This window comes from Geodermatophilus chilensis (assembly GCF_002802985.1).
In the GTDB taxonomy this organism is placed as follows: Bacteria; Actinomycetota; Actinomycetes; order Mycobacteriales; family Geodermatophilaceae; genus Geodermatophilus; species Geodermatophilus chilensis.
In genome coordinates this window covers 1-17,045 of record NZ_NVPT01000072.1, presented here as the reverse complement: position 1 = coordinate 17,045, position 17,045 = coordinate 1, and the positions used below count along the sequence as shown (strand labels likewise).

General features: G+C 75.0%; 17 protein-coding genes and 1 tRNA gene. 11 read left to right on the top strand and 7 right to left on the bottom strand.

The genetic code is table 11. The features are described from left to right. The first annotated feature begins 65 nt into the window (after nucleotides 1-65). Complete coding sequence (gene lepA, locus CNO22_RS13680) at nucleotides 66-1,901, top strand: translation elongation factor 4 (protein WP_100499894.1); 1,836 nt, start codon at nucleotides 66-68, stop codon at nucleotides 1,899-1,901. Next, complete coding sequence (locus CNO22_RS13675) at nucleotides 1,898-2,557, top strand: MOSC domain-containing protein (RefSeq protein WP_100499893.1); 660 nt, start codon at nucleotides 1,898-1,900, stop codon at nucleotides 2,555-2,557. The genes lepA and CNO22_RS13675 overlap by 4 nt, the downstream gene beginning before the upstream one ends. Before the next feature lie 227 nt (nucleotides 2,558-2,784). On the opposite strand, the gene CNO22_RS13670 is transcribed toward CNO22_RS13675, so the two are convergent. The 6 genes from CNO22_RS13670 to selD all read right to left on the bottom strand — a co-directional run bounded on the left by CNO22_RS13670 (nucleotide 2,785) and on the right by selD (nucleotide 7,022). Beyond that, the gene (locus tag CNO22_RS13670; RefSeq protein WP_100499906.1) at nucleotides 2,785-3,195 is read right to left on the bottom strand and encodes a VOC family protein; all 411 of its coding nucleotides are present in this window, start codon (nucleotides 3,193-3,195) and stop codon (nucleotides 2,785-2,787) included. 38 nt (nucleotides 3,196-3,233) lie between these two features. Then, nucleotides 3,234-3,800, bottom strand: a complete 567-nt coding sequence (locus tag CNO22_RS13665; protein ID WP_100499892.1) for a Clp protease N-terminal domain-containing protein — start codon at nucleotides 3,798-3,800, stop codon at nucleotides 3,234-3,236. Then, on the bottom strand, nucleotides 3,775-4,008 hold the full coding sequence (locus tag CNO22_RS13660) for a helix-turn-helix domain-containing protein (protein ID WP_100499891.1): 234 nt from the start codon (nucleotides 4,006-4,008) through the stop codon (nucleotides 3,775-3,777). Before CNO22_RS13660 ends, CNO22_RS13665 begins: the two co-directional genes overlap by 26 nt. Before the next feature lie 417 nt (nucleotides 4,009-4,425). After that, complete coding sequence (locus CNO22_RS13650) at nucleotides 4,426-4,896, bottom strand: YbaK/EbsC family protein (RefSeq protein WP_232807018.1); 471 nt, start codon at nucleotides 4,894-4,896, stop codon at nucleotides 4,426-4,428. Nucleotides 4,897-4,940: 44 nt separating this feature from the next. Then, nucleotides 4,941-5,909, bottom strand: a complete 969-nt coding sequence (locus CNO22_RS13645; protein WP_100499889.1) for a zinc-binding dehydrogenase — start codon at nucleotides 5,907-5,909, stop codon at nucleotides 4,941-4,943. A gap of 105 nt (nucleotides 5,910-6,014) precedes the next feature. Then, complete coding sequence (selD, locus tag CNO22_RS13640) at nucleotides 6,015-7,022, bottom strand: selenide, water dikinase SelD (protein ID WP_198588308.1); 1,008 nt, start codon at nucleotides 7,020-7,022, stop codon at nucleotides 6,015-6,017. Nucleotides 7,023-7,045: 23 nt separating this feature from the next. Between selD and CNO22_RS27715 the strand changes: the two genes are divergently transcribed. The 6 genes from CNO22_RS27715 (at nucleotide 7,046) to CNO22_RS13615 (ending at nucleotide 12,902) form a co-directional block, all read left to right on the top strand. Then, nucleotides 7,046-7,141 (top strand) — tRNA-OTHER (locus CNO22_RS27715). 185 nt (nucleotides 7,142-7,326) lie between these two features. Further along, the gene (locus CNO22_RS13635) at nucleotides 7,327-7,752 is read left to right on the top strand and encodes a group I truncated hemoglobin (RefSeq protein ID WP_100499888.1); all 426 of its coding nucleotides are present in this window, start codon (nucleotides 7,327-7,329) and stop codon (nucleotides 7,750-7,752) included. 69 nt (nucleotides 7,753-7,821) lie between these two features. After that, on the top strand, nucleotides 7,822-9,132 hold the full coding sequence (gene selA / locus CNO22_RS13630) for an L-seryl-tRNA(Sec) selenium transferase (protein WP_100499887.1): 1,311 nt from the start codon (nucleotides 7,822-7,824) through the stop codon (nucleotides 9,130-9,132). Then, a complete protein-coding gene (gene selB, locus CNO22_RS13625; RefSeq protein ID WP_232807017.1) occupies nucleotides 9,123-10,898 on the top strand; it encodes a selenocysteine-specific translation elongation factor in 1,776 nt (591 codons plus the stop codon). The genes selA and selB overlap by 10 nt, the downstream gene beginning before the upstream one ends. A gap of 375 nt (nucleotides 10,899-11,273) precedes the next feature. Next, nucleotides 11,274-12,347, top strand: coding sequence for a S1C family serine protease (locus tag CNO22_RS13620; RefSeq protein WP_157936941.1), 1,074 nt, complete (start codon nucleotides 11,274-11,276; stop codon nucleotides 12,345-12,347). A 180-nt stretch (nucleotides 12,348-12,527) separates the two neighbouring features. Further along, nucleotides 12,528-12,902 (top strand): PH domain-containing protein, encoded by a 375-nt coding sequence (locus tag CNO22_RS13615; RefSeq protein WP_100499885.1) that lies wholly within the window; start codon nucleotides 12,528-12,530, stop codon nucleotides 12,900-12,902. An 88-nt stretch (nucleotides 12,903-12,990) separates the two neighbouring features. On the opposite strand, the gene CNO22_RS13610 is transcribed toward CNO22_RS13615, so the two are convergent. Beyond that, a complete protein-coding gene (locus tag CNO22_RS13610) occupies nucleotides 12,991-13,770 on the bottom strand; it encodes an enoyl-CoA hydratase-related protein (RefSeq protein WP_232807016.1) in 780 nt (259 codons plus the stop codon). Between the two features lie 28 nt (nucleotides 13,771-13,798). Between CNO22_RS13610 and hemW the strand changes: the two genes are divergently transcribed. The 3 genes from hemW (at nucleotide 13,799) to CNO22_RS13590 (ending at nucleotide 16,991) form a co-directional block, all read left to right on the top strand. Further along, nucleotides 13,799-15,019 carry a radical SAM family heme chaperone HemW gene (hemW, locus tag CNO22_RS13605; RefSeq protein WP_100499902.1) on the top strand — a complete coding sequence of 407 codons (1,221 nt, stop codon included), beginning with the start codon at nucleotides 13,799-13,801 and terminating at the stop codon, nucleotides 15,017-15,019. A 260-nt stretch (nucleotides 15,020-15,279) separates the two neighbouring features. Beyond that, entirely contained in the window at nucleotides 15,280-16,389 is a 1,110-nt protein-coding gene (locus CNO22_RS13595; RefSeq protein ID WP_100499883.1) for a sensor histidine kinase, read from the top strand. Beyond that, on the top strand, nucleotides 16,386-16,991 hold the full coding sequence (locus tag CNO22_RS13590; RefSeq protein WP_100499882.1) for a response regulator transcription factor: 606 nt from the start codon (nucleotides 16,386-16,388) through the stop codon (nucleotides 16,989-16,991). Before CNO22_RS13595 ends, CNO22_RS13590 begins: the two co-directional genes overlap by 4 nt. Nucleotides 16,992-17,045 lie beyond the last annotated feature (54 nt).

The window sequence follows — 17,045 nt, the reverse complement described above, 5'->3', positions numbered from 1 at the left end:
GGGTACGCGCCCGGAGCCGAGCGGTGGCTGGACGACGCGGCCGGGCGTGGGACGATAGGGGCACTGTGACGACTCCCGCCTCCACCGACCCGGCCCGCATCCGGAACTTCTGCATCATCGCCCACATCGACCACGGCAAGTCGACGCTGGCCGACCGGATGCTCGAGGTCACCGGGGTCATCGAGGCGCGGCAGATGCGCGCCCAGTACCTCGACCGGATGGACATCGAGCGCGAACGCGGCATCACCATCAAGGCGCAGAACGTGCGCCTGCCGTGGCGGGCCGGGGACACCGAGTACGTCCTCGACATGATCGACACCCCCGGCCACGTCGACTTCACCTACGAGGTGTCCCGGTCGCTGGCCGCCTGCGAGGGTGCCGTGCTGCTGGTCGACGCCGCCCAGGGGATCGAGGCCCAGACGCTGGCGAATCTCTACCTGGCGCTGGAGAACGACCTCACGATCATCCCGGTCCTCAACAAGATCGACCTGCCGGCCGCCCAGCCCGAGAAGTACGCCGCCGAGATCGCGCACATCATCGGCTGCGACCCCTCCGAGGTCCTGCGGGTCAGCGGCAAGACCGGCGAGGGCGTGCCCGAGCTGCTCGACGCGATCGTGGCCCAGGTCCCCGCGCCCGAGGGCGACGCCGAGGCCCCGGCCCGCGCGATGATCTTCGACAGCGTCTACGACATCTACCGCGGCGTCATCACCTACGTGCGGGTCGTCGACGGGCGGATCTCCAGCCGCGAGCGGATCAAGATGATGTCGACCGGCGCCACCCACGAGCTGCTCGAGATCGGCGTCATCTCACCCGAGCCCAAGCCGGTCGACGGCCTCGGCGTCGGCGAGGTCGGCTACTTCATCACCGGCGTGAAGGACGTCCGCCAGTCCCGCGTCGGTGACACCGTCACGCTGCAGGCGCGTCCGGCCGCCGAGCCGATCGGCGGCTACAGCGACCCCAAGCCGATGGTCTACTCCGGCCTGTACCCGATCGACGGCAGCGAGTACCCGCTGCTGCGCGAGGCGCTGGACAAGCTGCTGCTCAACGACGCCGCGCTGACCTACGAGCCGGAGACCTCCGCGGCACTGGGCTTCGGCTTCCGCGTCGGCTTCCTCGGCCTGCTGCACCTGGAAATCGTCCGCGAGCGGCTGGAGCGCGAGGCCGGCATCAGCCTCATCTCCACCGCGCCGAACGTCGTCTACCGGGTGGTCATGGAGGACGGCTCGGAGATCACCGTGACCAACCCGAGCGACTGGCCCGAGGGCAAGATCGACCGGGTCTACGAGCCCATCGTCAACGCGACGATCATCGCGCCCAGCGACTACACCGGCGTGATCATGGAGCTCTGCCAGAGCCGGCGCGGGCAGCTCGGCGGCATGGACTACCTGAGCGAGTCCCGGGTCGAGCTGCGGTACACGCTGCCCCTGGGCGAGATCATCTTCGACTTCTTCGACGCACTGAAGTCGCGCACCCGCGGCTACGCGAGCCTCGACTACGCCGAGGCCGGCGAGCAGGAGGCGAAGCTCGTCAAGGTCGACATCCTGCTGCAGGGCGAGCCCGTCGACGCCTTCAGCGCGATCGTGCACAAGGACAAGGCCTACAGCTACGGCGTCATGATGGCCGGCAAGCTGCGCGAGCTCATCCCGCGGCAGCAGTTCGAGGTGCCGATCCAGGCCGCCGTCGGCTCCCGGGTCATCGCCCGCGAGACGGTCCGTGCCATCCGCAAGGACGTCCTCGCCAAGTGCTACGGCGGTGACATCTCCCGCAAGCGGAAGCTGCTGGAGAAGCAGAAGGAGGGCAAGAAGCGGATGAAGATGGTCGGCCGCGTCGAGGTCCCCCAGGAGGCCTTCGTGGCCGCGCTCTCCACCAGCGAGCCGAGCACCTCCTCCGCCAAGAAGTGAGCCCCGGCCGGATCGAGGCGGTCTGCGTCTCCGTCTCCGACCTGCTGCCGCTGCTCGGCCGTCGTCCGGACCGCAGCGGCATCGACAAGCGGCCGGTCGCCGGGCGGGTCGCCGTCCACCCGCTCGGGCTGGACGGTGACGTACAGGTCAACCGCAGGTACCACGGCGGCGAGGGGCAGGCGGTCTACGCCTACGCCCAGGAGGACGCCGACTGGTGGACCGCCGAGCTGGACCGCCAGCTGCCGCCGGGCCGGTTCGGCGAGAACCTGCGGACGACGGGTCTGGACCTCACCGGCGCGGTGCTCGGCGAGCGCTGGCGGGCGGGGACGGCGCTGTTCGAGGTGACCGCCTGCCGCATCCCGTGTGCCAACTTCGAGCGGTTCTGGAACGAGCCGCAGCTGGTGAAGCGGTTCACCGCGCACGGGGCCAGCGGCGCCTACCTGCGGGTGCTCGAGACCGGCGACGTGGGCGCCGGCGACGCGGTGGAGGTGGTCTCCCGGCCCGACCACGGCGTCACCGTCGGCCTGCTGTTCCGGGCGACGACGACACAGCGGAGCCGGTTGCCCGAGATCGCGCCCGCGCTGGCCGCCCTCCCGCTCAAGGACCAGGCCAAGCTCGCCGCCAGGATCGAGAAGCGGCTCGCCGCACGCTCCTGACCGATGGCGTCGTCCGCCGTGCGCTCGGCCTCTCGCCGCTCCGGGCGGCCACGGAGGTGCCGGCATGCACCGTCGGGACGGGGCCGGGCTGCTGGTCGGCGACGTGGTCCTGGTCGTTGCCGCCCGTCCCCGACGGCGCCGCCCCGCCACCGGGAGCGCCGCCGTGTCGGCGGCGTGACGCGACCGGAGTCACCGGCCGGGGACGCCGCGGGCCCGGTGCCGGCTGCTCAGTGCAGCCACGGCGCGAAGGACAGTCCCACGATGAGCCCCTCGGGCGACTGCAGCCGGGCGACCGTCTGCCCCCACGGCTCGGTCCGCGCGCCGTGCAGCAACCGGTGGCCGGCGGCCTCCAGCTCGACCGCGCCGTCGGCCACCGCATCAGGGTCGGCGAGCTCGAACTCGATGCTCGCCTGCGGCACCGGGCGGCCGGCCGGCCAGGAGCGCTCCCCGAAGCAGGCGACCGCCGCCTCGGGGAGCGGCCACACGCCGAAGTGCTTGCTACCGCCGATGTGCTCGCTGGCGAAGTACTCGCCCTCGAGGCGCTCGAGTGGCAGCCCGAGGGCGTCCACGTACAGGCGCCGGCTCTCCACCGGGTCGGGCGCGATGACGCTGACGCTGGCGACGAAGAGGATCTCCATGCCGGCACCGTCCCACCGGAGGGTGACAGGAGGGGCGGTCACGCGGCCAGTGACCGGGTGAGCTCGGCGCGCAGGGTCCCCGGGTCCGCGCCGCGCTCCCGCAGCACCTCCAGTGCGGTGCCCCCGCCGCGCAGCAGGCCGAGCACGATGTGCCCGTCGGTGATGGTCCTCGAGTGCATCGCCAGCGCCTCGCGCAGCGAGAGCTCCAGGACCTTCTTCGCGTCGGGCGTGAACGGGATGTGCCCGGCGACGCCACGCCGCCGTCCGCGGCGTGGGGCGTCCAGCGCGCCCGGTCCGAAGGTCGCCTCGGCAACGTCCCGGACGGCGTCCAGGTCGATGCCCAGGGTCCGCAGCGCCTCGGCGTCCAGGTCCTCGCCGCCGGGGTGGGCGGTGACCGCCTCGGTCACCTCGTCGTGGTCGAGCCCGTGCCGGCGCAGGACGGCGGTCGTCGGGGTGTCCAGCCGCAGCAGGGCGAGCAGCAGGTGCTCGGTGCCGATGTGGCCGTGCCGGAGGGCGCGGGCCTCTGCCTGGGCCAGGACGACGACCTCGCGGGCGTCGGACGTGAAGCGTTCGACACGGTCAGTCCCTCCGCCGGAGCGGCCCACGGCCGCCTGCGTGCTTCTTGTGCACCGCCTGCCTCGTGACGCCGAGCAGCTGGGCGATCTGCTCCCACGTCCAGCCCTGGTCGCGGGCGTTCTCCACCTGCAGGGCCTCCTGCCGCTCGACCAGGGTCCGCAGCGCGCGGACCGCCTTCAGCCCGACCGCGGGGTCGCGGCTGCTGGCGGTGGAGGCCACCTGTGCTGTGTCGGCCATGTCGTCAACTGTGGTTGACGCGAGGGTCGGTGTCAATCGCCGTTGACGCGCGATGCGGTCAGTGGACCTCGTGGTGCGTGACGGTGCGTTCCCGGGCGACCAGCCGGCGGTCGTCCTCGGGATGGGAGACCGCCGTGCCCACGTCGTCGCCGGCTGAGCCGCGGACGGCGTCCGGCGAGGTCCAGGAGCTGAGCGTGACGACCTCGATCCGGCCGTCGTCGAGGTCTCTCGTGAGCAGGTGGGCCGCCAGGTCGCGGGGGGTGGCGCGGTACTGCGCGATGCCGGTGTCCCGGACGTGGGGAGGACGGCGGCCTCCCTGCAGGGTCCCGCCGGCCCCGTCCCGGGCCCCGCCCTGAGCCTGCGGAGGGTGGGGAGGACGGGGTCCTTCTACGAGTGGCGGGGGGCAGGGGTCCTTCCTCAGGCCACGGCTGCCTCGTCGCCCCCGGTCACCCGCAGCAGGTCGGTGTAGGTGAGCCCGACCATCGTGTGGTGGTCGCCGCCGCCGGCCCAGAGCAGCGGGTGCGCCGCCAGGTCGACGTCGACCAGCGCACGCAGTAGGGCCGGGTGGCCGGTCGGCGCCACCCCGCCGACCTCCTGGCCGGTCGCCGCGAGGACGAACGCAGGAGTGGCCCGCCGCACCCGCTGGGCGCCGACCAGGGCCGCGACCCTGCCGGTGTCCACCCGGTGCGCGCCGCTGGCCAGCACGAGCAGCGGCGCGCCGTCGGCGTCGAAGACCAGACTGTTGGCGATCGCGCCCACGTCGCAGTCGAGCGCCTCGGCGGCGGCCGCCGCGGTAGGCACCGGCTCCTCGAAGTGGCGCACCTCGGCGTCCACCCCGGCCTCGCGGAGCGCGGCGACCACCCGGTCGACCGGACTCACGGCGCGCACCGATTCGCTCCCGCCCGGCGGAGCCGGTGTGGCAGCAGAGCCGCTCACGGCAGCGTGAAGACGATCTTCCCCGCCGTCCGGCCCTCGAGCATCCGCTCGAAGCCCTCGCGCGCCTGCTCGAGCGGCAGCTCGACGTCGATGACCGGGCGGACGCCGGTGGCCGTGCACATGCGCATGAGCGCCTCGAGCTCGTCGCGGGTGCCCATCGTCGAGCCGATGACCGAGAGCTGGGTGAAGAAGACCCGGTTCAGCTCGGCGCCGGGGTTGAAGCCGGTGGTCGCGCCGGAGGTGACGATGACGCCACCGGGCTTGAGCGACTTGACGCTGTGGCTCCAGGTCGCCTCGCCGACGGTCTCCATGACGCCGTCCACCCGCTCGGGCAGCCGGGCACCGGTCTCGAAGGCCTGCTCGGCACCGAGCTCCAGCGCCGCCTGGCGCTTCTCCTCGGTGCGGCCGGTCACCCACACGCGGAAGCCGGCCGCTCTGCCGAGCACGATGAGCGCGGTGGCGACGCCGCCGCTGGCGCCCTGCACCAGCACGGTGTGGCCGGGGCGCAGCCCCGACTTCACGAACAGCATGCGGTAGGCGGTCAGCCAGGCGGTGGGCAGGCACGCGGCCTCGGCGAAGGACAGCCCGGCCGGCTTGGGCAGCACGTTGCGCCGGGGGACGGCGACCCGCTCGGCCATCGTGCCCTGGTAGAGCTCCGAGAACAGCGTGCGCTTGGGGTCGAGCGTCTCGTCGCCGGTCCAGTCCGGGCTCGCGACGACGCCGTGGACGACGACCTCGTTGCCGTCCTCGTCCAGCCCGGCCGCGTCGGTGCCGAGGATCATCGGCATCCGCTCCTGCGGCAGGCCGATGCCGCGCAGGCTGAACAGGTCGTGGTGGTTCAGCGAGACGGCCTTGACCTGCACCGTCGTCCAGCCGTCGGGCGCCTCCGGCTCAGGGCGCTCACCGACCTCCAGCACGGAGAGCGGGTCCTTCGGGGCGGGCGTCGAGACGAATGCAGCGAGCATGGTCGGACCGTAACCGAGATCACGGGGTGCTTGCGACGCCGGTCGATCAGCACGCGCCCCCGATCCCTGTCGTCGATCTCCGCGGGGATCGACGACGCGGCTGCCTCAGCGGACGACGACGACGTGCTCCCCGCGCGGGACGAACTCGCCGATCACCGGGGCGCCGGGCACCTCGCCGCCGAGCAGCAGCCCGCCGGAGGTCTGCGCGTCGGCCAGCAGCAGTGCCTCGTCCTCGGAGACGGCGGACAGGTCGGCGTGCGGCCGCACCCAGTCGAGGTTGCGCCGGGTGCCGCCGGAGACGAAGCCCGCGGCCAGCGCCTCGCGCGCCCCGGTCAGGTAGGGGACGGCGGCGGCGTCGACCACCGCGGTGACCCCGCTGGCCCGGGCCATCTTGTAGAGGTGGCCGAGGAGGCCGAAGCCGGTGACGTCAGTGCCGGCGCGGATCCCGGCGGCCACGGCGGCCCGCCCGGCGTCGCGGTTGAGCGTCGTCATCGCCGCGACGGCCTCCTCCGACACCTCGCCGGTGGCCTTCATCCGATTGTTGAGCACGCCGATCCCCAGTGGCTTGGTCAGCGACAGCGGCGTCCCGGCGACCGCGGCGGAGTTGGTGATGACCCGGTCGACGTCGACGACGCCGGTCACCGCCATGCCGTACTTGGGCTCGGGGTCGTCGATGGAGTGGCCGCCGCCGACGTGGCAGCCGGCCTCCTGCGCGGCCTCCAGCCCGCCGCGCAGCACCTCGGCGGCGAGCTCGGTGGGCAGCACGTCGCGCGGCCAGCCGAGGAGGTTCACGGCGACGACCGGGGTGCCGCCCATGGCGTAGACGTCGGAGAGCGCGTTGGTCGCCGCGATCCGGCCGAAGGTGTAGGCGTCGTCGACGACCGGGGTGAAGAAGTCGGTGGTCAGCACCAGCCCCTGCCCGCCCGGGATCCGGACGACGGCCGCGTCGTCGCCGTCGTCCAGGCCGATGACCAGCTCGGCGGCCGGGTCGACCGGACCGCCCGCGGTCAGGCCCGCCACCACGGACTCCAGCTCGCCCGGCGGGATCTTGCAGGCGCACCCGCCGCCGTGCGCGTACTGGGTGAGCCGGATGCGAGCGGGCGCGGTCGTCACCGGCTCACCGTAAGCTCCCCGGCGGAGGCGTCAGGGTGTCTGGTGGCCCCCGCGGCCTCTAAAGCCGACGTGGCCGAGCATCTCGGTCAGGCGGGTTCGATTCCCGTCCGCCTCCGCCAGTCCTCGTGCCGGCCGGGACAACCGTCCCGGCCGGCTTCTTCTTCCCGCGCATCCATTGAGCCCCACCGGATGGCGCGCTACCGTCTCGGCCGTGTGAGACGGCTCACACGTCCCTCGGTGCTGGGCGCCCCGTGCGGGGCAGGCGCGCAGGCGCCCGGTATCTCACCTCGTTGAGGAGCGCGCCATGACCACGGCATCCCAGACCCCGTCGCTGTACGAGCGGCTCGGCGGCATCTACGGCATCGCCGGCGCCGTCGACGTCCTGGTCGACCGGCTGTACGACAACGTGTCGGCCAACCGCAACCCGCACGTGGAGGCGTTCCACCTGATGAAGGGGCACGCCGGCTTCAAGTTCCTCGTCACCGCGTGGTCCATCGAGAAGACCGGCGGCCCGGCCTGCTACCCGGGGCGCGACATGGGCCCGGCGCACGCGCATCTGCAGGTGACCGACGCCGAGTTCGACGTCGTCGCCACCGAAATCGCTGCGACCCTCTACCACGTCGGCGTCCCGGCGCAGGAGCACAAGGAGTTCATGGACATCATCGAGAGCTACCGGTCGCAGGTCGTCGGGCCGCCGGTGGCGGCGAAGGAGGAAGCCGCGCTCGTCTGAGCGCCGGGCGGCGCGCGGGGGAGTGACGCCGGCGGCGCGGGCCGCCGGCGGCTCCTACGCTGCTCTGCGATGACCGACGACCGCCGGCGGCTGGTGCCGCGCACCGACACGCTGCTCGCCGAGCCGCAGCTCGCCGCCGCCGCCGACCGGCTGGGTCGCGAGCTGGTCAAGGCCGCCGTCCAGGACGTCCAGCAGCGCGTCCGCACCGGCGCCGTCGCGCCCGACGACGCCGTCCCCGCCGTCCTGGCCGCCCTGCCGACGACGGCCGCCAGCCTGCGCCCGGTGCTCAACGCGACCGGCGTGCTGGTGCACACCAACCTGGGTCGCTCGCCGCTGTCGCCGGCCGCGGTCGAGGCGGTCGTCGCCGCCAGTGGCACCACCGACGTCGAGCTCGACCTGACCACCGGCCGGCGCGGGCCACGGGGAGAGGCGGCGCTGGCCGCGCTGGTCGAGGCGGTCCCGGCCGCGGAGGCCGCACTCGTGGTCAACAACTGCGCCGCCGCACTGGCCCTGGTGGCGACCGCGCTCGGCGGCGAGCTGGTCATCGCCCGCGGCGAGCTGGTCGAGATCGGCGACGGCTTCCGCATCCCCGAGCTGCTCGAGGCCACCGGTGCCCGGCTCCGCGAGGTGGGGACGACGAACCGCGTGGCGCTCGACGACTACCGGCGCGCCCTGTCCGAGCAGACCGGCGCGGTGCTCAAGGTGCACCCGTCGAACTTCGTCGTCCGCGGGTTCACCCGGGCGGTGCCGGTGGCCGAGCTCGCCGCGGGGTTGGCCGGCAGCGGCGTCCCGCTCGTGGCCGACGTCGGCTCCGGGCTGCTGCGCCCGCACCCGGTGCTGCCCGACGAGCCGGACCTGCAGACCACCCTCGTCGACGGCGCCGACCTGGTGCTGGCCAGTGGCGACAAGCTGCTCGGGGGCCCGCAGGCCGGGATCGTGCTGGGCCGCGCCGACCTCGTGCAGCGGCTGCGTCGGCACCCGCTCTACCGGGCCTTCCGCGTCGACAAGACGACCCTCGCCGCGCTGGAGGCCACCCTGCGCGGGCCGCAGCCGCCGGTGCAGCAGATGCTCGGCGCCGACCGCGACGGCCTGCGCGGCCGCGCCGCCGCGCTCGCCGCCCGGTTGACCTCCGCCGGGCTGGACGCGGTCGCGGTGGGGTCCGACGCCCGCGTCGGCGGGGGAGGGGCGCCGGAGCACCCGCTGCCCAGCGCCGCGGTGTCACTCCCGGCGGAGTTCGCGGTGCCGCTGCGCGCCGGCACGCCCCCGGTGGTCGGGTACGTCGCGGGCGACCGCACCCTGCTCGACCTGCGCAGCCTCCCGCCGGCGGACGACGAGACGCTGGCCGCCGCGGTGCTGGAGGTGGCCCGCCGGTGGACCTGACCGCATCCGGCACGTCCGGTATGGACGTCATCGCGACCGCGGGCCACGTGGACCACGGCAAGTCCACGCTGGTCCGTGCGCTCACCGGCATGGAGCCCGACCGGTGGGAGGAGGAGCGCCGCCGCGGGCTGACCATCGACCTCGGCTTCGCCTGGACGACGCTGCCCTCGGGCCGCCGCCTGGCGGTCGTCGACGTGCCCGGGCACGAGCGCTTCGTCGGCAACATGCTGGCCGGCGTCGGCTCCGTGCCCGCCGCGCTGGTCGTCGTCGCGGCGGACGACGGGTGGTCGGCGCAGACCGCCGAGCACGTCGCCGTCCTCGACGCCCTCGGCGTACGGCACGCGCTGCTCGCCGTCACCAAGGCCGACCTCGCCGACCCCGCGCCGGTGCTCGCCGACGTCCGGGAGCGGCTGGCCGCGACGTCGATGGGCGAGGTGCCCGGCGTGGCGGTCAGCGCCGCGACCGGTGCGGGCGTGCCGGACGTCGTCGCCGCGCTGGAGGCACTGCTCGCCGGGCTGTCCGCCCCTGATCGGGACGCGCCGGTGCGGCTGTGGATCGACCGGGCCTTCCCGGTGAAGGGCGCCGGCACGGTGGTCACCGGCACGCTCGCCGCCGGGCACGTCGCCGCCGGCGACCGGCTGCAGCTCGGCGGCCGGGAGGTCGGTGTCCGCGGCGTGCACTCGCTGGGGCAGCCGGTCGAGCACGCCGAGGCCACGGCACGGGTGGCGCTGAACCTGCGCGGGATCGCCGTCGAGGAGCTCGCCCGCGGCGACGCCCTGCTCACACCCGGAGCGTTCCGCGACACCGCCGAGCTCGACGTCACCCTCGCCCGGAAACCGGGGGACCGGCTGCCCGCCGAGGTGGTCGTGCACGTCGGCTCGGCCGCGGTCGGCGCCCGGCTGCGGCCGCTGGAGGGGGCCGCGGTGCGGCTGCGGCTGACCACCCCGCTGCCGCTGCGGGTCGGCGACCGGTTGCTGCTGCGCGACCCCGGCGCCCGCCGGGTGTTCGGCGCCGACGTCCGGGACGTCGACCCGCCCGAGCTGCGCCGCCGCGGGGCCGCCCGCCGGCGCGCCGAGGAGCTGGCCGCCCAGCCCGGCGGCACGGCCGGGGCCGCCGCCGAGCTCGCCCGCCGGCGGTTCGTCCGGGCCGCGGACTTCGCCGCGATGGGCTGGCCGGTGCCCGAGCAGGCGATCGCCGTGGGGCCCTGGCTGCTCGCGCCCGGGCTGGTCGACCAGCTGGCCGCGGCCCTGCCCGGGATCGTCGCCCGCTACCGGCAGCTGCGCCCGCTCGAGCCCGGCCCGCCGGTGGCCGTCGCCCGCCGGGCGCTGGAGCTGCCCGACGACGAGCTGGTGCCGGCCGCGGTCCGGGAGCCGCTGACCCTGCGCGAGGGCCGGGTGGTCGTCGCGACCGCCGGCCTGCCCGACCGGGTGCAGCAGGCGGTCGACCGGATCCGGGCGGCGCTGGCCGCCGACCCGTTCGCCGCACCGGACGCCGACCAGCTACGCGCCGCCGGGCTGGGGCCGCGGGAGCTGGCCGCGGCCGTGCGCGACGGGCAGCTGGTCAAGATCGCCGACGGCGTCTACCTCGCGCCCGGGGTGGCCGAGCAGGCGCGGGCCCGGCTGGCCGCCGTCCCCGCGCCGTTCACGCTCAGCCAGGCCCGCTCGGCGTGGCGGACCAGCCGGCGGGTCGCCGTTCCGCTGATGGAGTGGCTGGACGCGCGCAGCGTCACCGAGCGGCTGCCCGACAACACCCGGCGACTGCGGTAGCTCCCTCCGGCGGCGGGTACGGCGCGCACGCGGGTGTTCAGCCTCCTCCGGTCCCCCTAGCATCCCCTGCTGCGCCAGCCATGACGCACGACCGCACCGACGCAGCGGGAGCCCAGGCGGTGGCGTGAGGCCACCTCCGGCGACGGTCGCCAGGGGGAACACATGGAGCTCACCAGACGGACCACGTGGTTCACGGTCGCGGGTGTGGTGGCCGCACTCCTGACCGGGTGCGCAGGCGGCCAGGCCCCGTCCGCCGCGCCGCCCGCCGTCCCCTCTGCCGCGCCGCCCGCCGTCCCGTCCGCGGTCGATGCCGGATCGCCGGCTCCCGGCTCCCAGGCGACTGGTTCCCAGGACACCGGAGCGGCGGACGCCGGGTTGCCGGTTCCCCCGACGCCGGAGGCACCGCACGACCCCGGGTCCGCGGACCGCACGACGGCGGATGACGGCGTCCTCACCCCCAAGGAGGTCTACGCCGGCAACGTGGATGCCACCGTCCAGGTCCTCGTGGGGGACGGCGGCTCCGGTTCGGGGTTCGTGATCGATGCTGCGGAGGGCATCGTGGTGACGAACGCGCACGTCACCGGCGGGGTGGGGCCCTTGAGCGTGGCGACCTCCCGAGGCGATCGGGTCCCCGCGCGGCGGCTGGGCGTGTCTCCGTGCGATGACCTCGCCGTGCTCCAGCTCAACACGGTCCCGCGGGGCCTGACCCAGGTCGTCCTGGGGGACTCGACCGCTCTGCAGTCCCAGGACCAGGTGACGGCCATCGGCTTCCCAGCCAGCTTCGACGCCGCCGCGAACGGCAGCCGGACCGCGGTCTCCTCCTCCGGCAACGTCCAGGTGCCTCGTCTGGACGCTGCGCCGGACTCCAGCTTGCCGCTGTACCCCGCGGCCATCCAGCACGATGCGGTCATCAACCCCGGCAACAGCGGCGGGCCACTGTTCAATGACCGCGGAGAGGTCGTGGGCGTGAACTCGCTCGGCAACACCCAGCAGGGAGGACGCACCATCCAGGGGCAGTACTACGCCATCTCGACCGAGCACGCCCTGCCCGTCATCGAACGGTTGAGGGAGGGGGTGAGCTACAGCGACGTGGGACTCACCGGGTTCGACTTCAGCGAGCTGACCGCCGAGGACGCGGCTCAGATCTGGCAGGACGGTGCGCGCCACCCGGCGGCCTTCGCCCAGGCCGGACTGCCCGCGTTCGTGGTGACCGCGGTCGAGAGCGGCTCGCCCGCGGAGGCCGCACGAATCTTCCAGGGCGACGTCATCACCAGCATGGCCGGGCAGCCGGTCTCGTCCTTCGCCGAGGTGTGCGATGTCCTCGCCTCGGCCACCCCCGGCGAGGCCGTCGTGGTCGAGGGCGTCTACATGGAGCCCACCCAGACCGCGGACGTCTACGACCTCTGGCGGGTGGAGCTGCAGCTGGAGGACGCCTCGGCCGAGGACTAGCGGGGAGCCGGGTGCCGCCGTCCGCCGCGGGCGGCGGGGGAGCCGGTGGGACGGACCCCACCCGTCTCCACCGGTGGCGGTCCCAGTCGCTCGGGTTCCAGGGGGCGAGGATCCGATGGACGTGCGGCGACACACGCGGGCGCGCGCCGGGGGTGCCCGGCCGGGCCCTACCGTCACGGAGTGATCGACTTCAGCAACGGTGGCGTCTTCAAGCTCACCCCCGCCTCCCCGCAGGAGCTCGGCCCCGAGGTGGCGCCCCTGCTCGTCCTGGGCGAGCAGGTCGTGGCCTGCTTCAAGGCGATGCGCGACTTCGTCATCTTCACCGACAAGCGGCTGATCGCCGTCAACGTCCAGGGGATGACCGGCCGCAAGAAGGACTACACCTCCCTGCCCTACAGCAAGGTGCAGGCCTTCTCGATCGAGACCGCCGGCACCTTCGACCTCGACGCCGAGCTCGACCTGTGGTTCAGCGGGCTGGGCAACGTCCGGCTGGAGTTCAGGGGCAACGCCGACATCCGCGGCCTCGGGCAGATGATCGCCGGCTACGTCCTCTGAGGTCCTCCCCGCGGACGCTCAGGCGCTGCCCACACCTGTAGGCAGGCGCTGCCCACACCTGTAGGCAGGTGCTGAGCGTCCGGGGACCTCAGTCGGCCGCGGGCACCCAGCGGGCCGGGCGCTTCTCGAGGAACGCCGCGATGCCCTCCTGACCCTCCTCGCTGGCGAAGAACCGGGACGAGAGTTCGAGCAGCTCGTCGAAGGAGCCGCGCAGCCCGCCGGCGCGCAGCAGCCGCTTGGTCTCGGCCAGTGCCGCCGGCGCTCCGGCGGCGAGCGCGGTCACCTGGGCGGCCACGGCGGCGTCCACCTCGTCGTCGGGCACGCAGAGGTCCACCAGGCCGCCGGCGGCCGCGGCCGCCGCGTCGAACACCTCGCCGGACAGCATCAGCCGGTGGGCCGTGTGCGGCACCATCCGTGGCAGCACGACGGCGGAGACGACCGCGGGCACGATGCCCAGCCGCACCTCGGAGAAGGCGAAGGTCGCCGAGGCCGCGGCGACCACCACGTCGCAGGCCGCAGCCAGGCCCAGCCCGCCGGCCCGCGCCGGCCCCCGGAGGACGGCGACCACCGGCTTGGGCGCGCGCCACACCGTCTCCAGCAGCTCGGGCAGCTCGCGCACCCCCTGGTCGCCGGGGGCGCCGCCGGCCGCCTCGGTGAGGTCCATCCCGGAGCAGAAGACCCGGCCGGTGTGGTCGAGCACGACCACCCGCACCGCGTCGTCGGCCAGCGCGTCGGACAGCGCCGTCCGCAGTCGGGCACGCATCGCGCGGGAGAGCGCGTTGCGGTTGGCGGGGGAGTCCAGGGTGAGGGTCGCGACCCCCCGGGACGTCGAGACCTGCAGCACGGTGTCGTCGCTCACGTCCGGCATCCTGCCGGGAGCGGCACACTGGGTGCAGATGAACACCGTCCTGCCGCTGCTCGAGGCCCCGCCGCGGACCCTGCAGCTCCCCGACAGCGCCCGCGAGGGGCTGGCCCGCACGCCCTTCGGGCTGTACGTGCACGTGCCCTTCTGCGCCACCCGCTGCGGCTACTGCGACTTCAACACCTACACCGCCGACGAGCTGGGCCCCGGCGCCAGCCGCGCCGAGTACGTCGGCACCGCGATCGCCGAGCTGCGGCAGGCGGCCGAGACCCTCGGCCCGGACCTGCCGACGGTCGCCACCGTCTTCGTCGGCGGCGGCACGCCCACGCTGCTGGCCGCCGACGACCTGGCCGCCGTCCTGTCCGAGGTGCGCCGGCTGTTCCCGGTCGCCGACGACGTCGAGGTCACCACCGAGGCCAACCCCGAGACGGTGACGCCGGCGTCCCTGGCCACGCTGCGCGCGGCCGGCTTCACCCGGGTCAGCCTGGGCATGCAGTCCGCGGCCGAGCACGTGCTCGCCGTCCTCGACCGGCGGCACACCCCCGGCCGCGCCGTCGAGGCCGCGCACGAGGCCCGCGCGGCCGGGTTCGAGCACGTCAACCTCGACCTGATCTACGGGACGCCGGGGGAGACCGACGCCGACTGGGCCGCCTCGCTCGACGCCGTCCTCGCCGCGCCGGTCGACCACGTCAGTGCCTACGCGCTCATCGTCGAGGAGGGCACCCGGCTGGCCCGCCGCATCCACCGCGGCGAGCTGCCGATGCCCGACGACGACGTCCTCGCCGACCGCTACGAGCAGGCCGACGCGACCCTCCGCGCCGCCGGGTTCGACTGGTACGAGGTGTCCAACTGGGCCCGCGGCGAGGCCGCCCGCTGCCGGCACAACGAGCTGTACTGGGCCAACGCCAACTGGTGGGGCGTCGGGCCCGGCGCGCACAGCCACGTCGGCGGCCTGCGCTGGTGGAACGTCAAGCACCCCGCCGCCTACGCCGGCCGGCTGCTGCGCGGGGAGAACCCGGTGCAGGACTCCGAGCTGCTCGACGACGACGACCGCGCGCTGGAGACGGTGATGCTCGGCCTGCGGCTGCGCGAGGGGCTGCCGTTGACCGCGCTGTCGGACGTCGGGCAGGCCCGCGCCGCCGACGCCGTCGTCCGCGGGCTGCTCGAGCCCAGGGCGCACGCCCGGGGCCGCGCCGTCCTCACCGACCGCGGCCGCCTGCTCGCCGACGCGCTCGTGAGGGACCTGACCGACTAAGCCGCCGGACCGCCTTTCGCGCGCGGAAGACGGTCCTGGGCTCGGCGCTGACAGATGTCAGGCCAGGACGGCGACGTCCCGCACTACTGCGCACACGCCGCTGACCAGCAGGCTCGTCGCGTGCCCCCAGACGCGCTCGACACCCGCGAGGTCGTCGTCCTGGCCGGGTTCGCGGCAGCGTTCGCCGCCCTGGCCGTCCTCGTGGCGCGGCGCCGTCCGCTGACCGCCGCCGCGGGCTGATGGAGCTACGGTCGGGCGCCGTGGACCCCCGCCCCCGCTGGCAGCGCGTCGGCTGGGCGCTGCCCTGGCTGCTGTTCCAGTTCTTCCCGGTCGCCGACCTGGTCACCACCGACCGGCCGCTCGCCGTCCGGCTGGTCGCCGGCACCGGCCTGGTCGTCTTCACCGCGGTCTACCTCGGCGTCTTCCGGCGTGCCTTCGGCGGCGGCCGGAGCGGGTCCGTGCTGGGCCGGCTGGCCGTCGTCGCCGGTCTGGGGCTCGCCCTGGCCGTGTGGATGGGGCCGTCGTGGGCCGGGCTGCTGATCTACGTGTCGGCGGCCGCGGCGGCGGCGCTGCCGACCCGGTGGGTGTGGCCGGCCGTCGTCGCGGCGGCCGCGGCCTGCGCGGGGGTGGTCATCCGCGACGGCGAACCCGGGCTGCTCATCCTGCCGGTGATGTGCCTGCTCACCGCCTTCGCGCTGCGCGGCACCCGGCACCTGGTCTCGGTGAACGCCGAGCTGGCGGAGGCGCGGGAGGAGCTGGCCCGCAACGCCGTCGCCGAGGAGCGGCTCCGCTTCGCCCGCGACCTGCACGACCTGCTCGGCCACAGCCTGTCGCTCATCGCGCTCAAGAGCGAGCTGGCCGGCCGGCTGGCCGAGGCCGACCCCGCGCGGGCGCGGGCGGAGATGGCCGACGTCGAGGCCGCGGCCCGCCGGGCGCTGGCCGAGGTCCGGGACGCGGTCAGCGGCTACCGGCAGGTCAGCTGCGCCCAGGCGCTGGCCGAGGCCCGCGCGGCGCTGTCGGGCGCCGGCATCGCCGTCCGGCTGCCCGCCCGGGTGCCGACGCTGCCCGGCCCGGTCGACGCGGCGCTGGGCTGGGTGGTCCGCGAGGCGACGACCAACGTGCTGCGGCACAGCGGCGCCCGCGCGGTGACCGTCACGCTCACCGAGGACGGCGCCGAGGCGGTGCTCACCGTCGCCGACGACGGCCGCGGCCCGGCCGACGACACCGAGCCCGGCTCCGGCCTCGCCGGCCTGGCCGAGCGGGTGGGCGCGCTGGGCGGGGCGCTCACCGGCGGCGCCGGGCGGGACGGCGGCTACGAGCTGCGCGCGGTGCTGCCGCTGGCGCCGGTGCCTGCCGGGGCGGCGCGGTGATCCGGGTGCTGGTGGCCGAGGACCAGTCGATGGTCCGCGGCGCGCTGCGGGCGCTGCTGGAGCTGGAGGAGGACATCACCGTCGTCGCCGAGGTCGGCCGCGGCGACGAGGTGCTCGCCGCGGCCCGCGAGCACCGGCCCGACGTCGCGCTGCTCGACATCGAGATGCCCGGCCGGGACGGGATCGAGGCCGCGCGGGAGCTGGCCGCGCAGCTGCCGGGCGTGCGTGCCGTCGTCCTCACGACGTTCGGCCGGCCGGGGTTCCTGCGCCGGGCCATGGAGGTCGGCGCGGCCGGGTTCCTGGTCAAGGACGCGCCCGTCGCCGAGCTGGCGAAGGCGATCCGCGCCGTCGTCGCCGGGGAGCGGGTCATCGACCGCGACCTCGCCGCGGCGGCCCTGGCGCTGGGCGCCACACCGCTGTCGGCCCGCGAGGCCGACGTGCTCCGGGAGGCCGCCGACGGCGCGACCGTCGCCGACATCGCCCGCCGGCTGTTCCTCTCCGAGGGGACGGTGCGCAACTACCTGTCCTCGGCGATCGGCAAGACCGGCGCGCGCACCCGCGTCGAGGCCGCCCGGGTGGCGGCCGACAAGGGCTGGCTGTAGAGGGACCCTCCTGCCCCCACGGCCCCGTCCCGAGGCTGTCTCTTATACCCATTT